Annotated in this window: 1 protein-coding gene; it reads right to left on the bottom strand. The window is 42.3% G+C overall.

Annotated elements, in window-relative coordinates; all coding sequences use genetic code 11:
- Positions 1-3 precede the first annotated feature (3 nt).
- Complete coding sequence (locus GC102_RS05805) at positions 4-3,021, bottom strand: S-layer homology domain-containing protein (protein ID WP_171688610.1); 3,018 nt, start codon at positions 3,019-3,021, stop codon at positions 4-6.
- Positions 3,022-3,045 lie beyond the last annotated feature (24 nt).

Here is a 3,045-nt window from a genome sequence, read left to right as displayed (position 1 = left end):
AGCTTATTTCAATACAGATGTGCTTACGGACATGCCTGTTGCTGTTGTAGCCACCAGATCAAAGCCAGTTACACCAGCATCTGCTGTGATGTTACCATATTGGTCAACTGATACGGAACCAGTACCTGTAATACCTTTTGCTGTGAATACAACACCAAACAGGTAGTTGTACTGTTGTGCTTCAAATCCTTCAAAAGTCACACCATAGTTATCCGTTACTTTCAGGTTCATCAAACGGAATGCGTTTGGTTTGCCATCTGTTCCTTCTGTACCATTCGTTGCTTTTGTTACAGCAGCCGTCCAGTCAGCAGTTGTTCTTGATGTGTTACCAGCAACTACTTCCTTCGATGTTACAACGTTATCTAACACTTTTACATTGACAGTTTTCAGGACAGATTGACCTTTATTGTCTGTGAATGCCACATTTAATGTAGCAGCTCCCGCTTCGTTACCAATCACATAACCTTTACCAGCGTCCATGTCTGTTTTAGCAACAACACCGTTAGAGCTTGTGATCGATGAAATCGTTTGTGGGATTGCCACTTTATTACCTGCACCATCTGTTGCTGTTAGCTTCACTTGTCTTGCAAGTTTGCTTGTTACGGCAGACTCTTGTGTTCCAACAGTCAATTTATCTCCGGATGCTGTATCGTAAGTCGCTTCAGCTACTGAGCTTGTATCAATCGCATTAACCAGGTCACTTACCGTTTGGATCTCGTAAGTCAGGTCTGTATCCGCTGTGATAGCTTCAACTTTTTTCGTTACGTTGAAGAGTTCGCTCCACGCACCCGTTCCTACTTGTTTCTCTACTTTAGCTACAAACTCTGCGGAGTTTGTTCCTGCCACTGCTGCTGTAAACGTGAACTTATGCTCTTCATTGAAGAATTCAGCGTCTGTACCTGTGATTGGTGCTGTAAAGTCAGCTCCAGCTGCCGGTACTACGGCTACGCCTCCAGTTACATTTGTCGCTACAGAGATACGGTAGTTATTTGCTGTTCCAATACCACCGTTTCCATCTGTGGATTGAATGTTTTTCAATTCTTTACCATACTGATCGTATACTTTAATTTGGAACGCGCTCTCGCCACCTACTGCAATCTTCTTAGCAGGATCTGTTACCACTTTAAAGCTTTCTGGTACACGAGCGTCTGCTACTGTGATTGTCGCTGTGTCATTGCTACTTGCATTCGGCTCAGCAATATAAGCATTTACCGAAATCACTGATTTCGACGTTGTCGGGATGTTTGTAATTCTTACTTTCCCTTTATTTTCGCCATTTGTTTGAAGAACAGAATGATCGCTACCACTAGCATCTGTAGAAGAACTAATTTTAATTCTTCCTAGGTTTTGGTTGCTTACTAGATCTTCTGTGCTCAACACGTTACCAGCTGCATCATAAGCTGTGATTGGCAAGAAAGCTTCTGTATCCCCAGCTGCTACAACATTACTTACATCACCGATTTCTACTTTAGTTGCAACTTTTCCAGCAACTAATTTCACTGTTCCTGTTGCAGAACCAGCTTGGTTGTAAACGGTGAAGTTGAAATCAGCTGCTTTATCGATGCTGTTATTCAAATAGATTTTAACATCTGTGATTTGATCGCTATTAGAATCGCCTACTTCATATTGAAGCGCTGGCTCATAACCATTAAATACAACACGCGTGTTCGTGTTATCTGCTGTTGTGTAAGCAACAACATTACCATATTGGTCATAGTTCATTACGTCAAATGTTGCTGTTTCGCCTTTTGCGTTAATAGCGTCTTTGCCGTTCGAGTATTTCAGTGCGCCTAATTCCATTTTGGAGATAAAAGGAGCTGTTCCTACTTTAAACGTTTTGGATACTGTTGTACGATTTTCGTTATTGTAAATGTTTACGGCGATTAGACCCGTGCCGGATGCATATGTGCTAGTGTCTAGTTTCAACAACAATTCGCCGCTATCCGATTTAGATAATTGTGCATTAGCAGCTGCGTCAGCATATACTGTGTACGAACCAGTGGAAAGGGAAGCATTCTCGCCATATTGGTTCGTTGCTTTCACTTTAAGACGAACATCCGATGCTTTTGCAACAGTATCGCCAGCGTTTGCGAACTCAAGTTTAGTCACTTTCTCATTCTCGCCTTTAAATGTAGCTGTTGTTTTGTCAACAGCCGCTGCATCAAGACCGGAAAGAGTTACTTTGTAATCTCCTTCGCCCACTTTTACATCCGTTAACGTTAGTACAGCGGATTTCTTATCATCAGCGAATTTAACTGTTGTCGCAACATCGATGGAGCCTTTTGTCATAGCTAATTTCACTTTATCTGTATCTACGGGCTTGTTGAAGTTTACAGTTACTTGTTGTACGCCTGTTGCTTTCACGCCAGTTACAGATACTTTTCCAGCCGGTACGTATTGTTGTTTCGCTTCGTATGCACCAGTCAAAAGCAAATCGCGAGTTGCGTTAGCTTGGCCACCAAATTTACCGTCAGTGTCGTTGGAAAGAAGTTTAAGTTCAAGTGCTAGAGCTACATAACCTTGTGCCCAACCAGAAACCGTTGTGTCTGTACCTGTTTTTCCTTTAGCTGCTTCATCTTGACCAAGAACACGAACCAAGAAAGTAGCCAATTGTTCTTTGGTTACTTTACCAGCCGGGTTGTATTGACCTTCAGCATAGCCATCAGTAACGCCTGCAGTTTTCAAAGCTTCGATGTAAGGAAGTGCATAACCATTTGCTGCATCGGTTACACTAACGTCAGTGAATGTCGATGTTTTCAAGTCTTTGTTAACTTCCAGACCCATGATCAATGCCGCTACTTTCGCAAATTGTGCACGGTTCATTTCGTCTTTAAGACCGAAAGTTGTGTCAGTCACGCCGTCAAAAATACCAGCAGTGATCATGGCATCGAACTTTGCTTTTGTTGCTGCGTCTAGGTCTTTCAAGTCTGTAAAGTCAGCAGACGTTTTAGCGAATGCTAGGGATGAGAACATGGAAAGAGCCATAGCGGATGTAAGAACTACGGATAGTGTTTTCTTCATAAAGGTTTGTTTCCTCCTAATATT

Origin of the sequence: Paenibacillus germinis (assembly GCF_013141785.1) — a bacterium.
GTDB lineage: Bacteria > Bacillota > Bacilli > Paenibacillales > NBRC-103111 > Paenibacillus_E > Paenibacillus_E phytorum.
The sequence above is the reverse complement of the archived record's forward strand: the minus strand, read 5'-3'. Positions and strand labels throughout refer to the sequence as shown.

Coding starts and splice junctions, on each gene's coding strand:
- GC102_RS05805 (WP_171688610.1), bottom strand. CDS start 3,021: ATGAAGAAAACACTATCCGTAGTTCTTACATCCGCTATGGCTCTTTCC.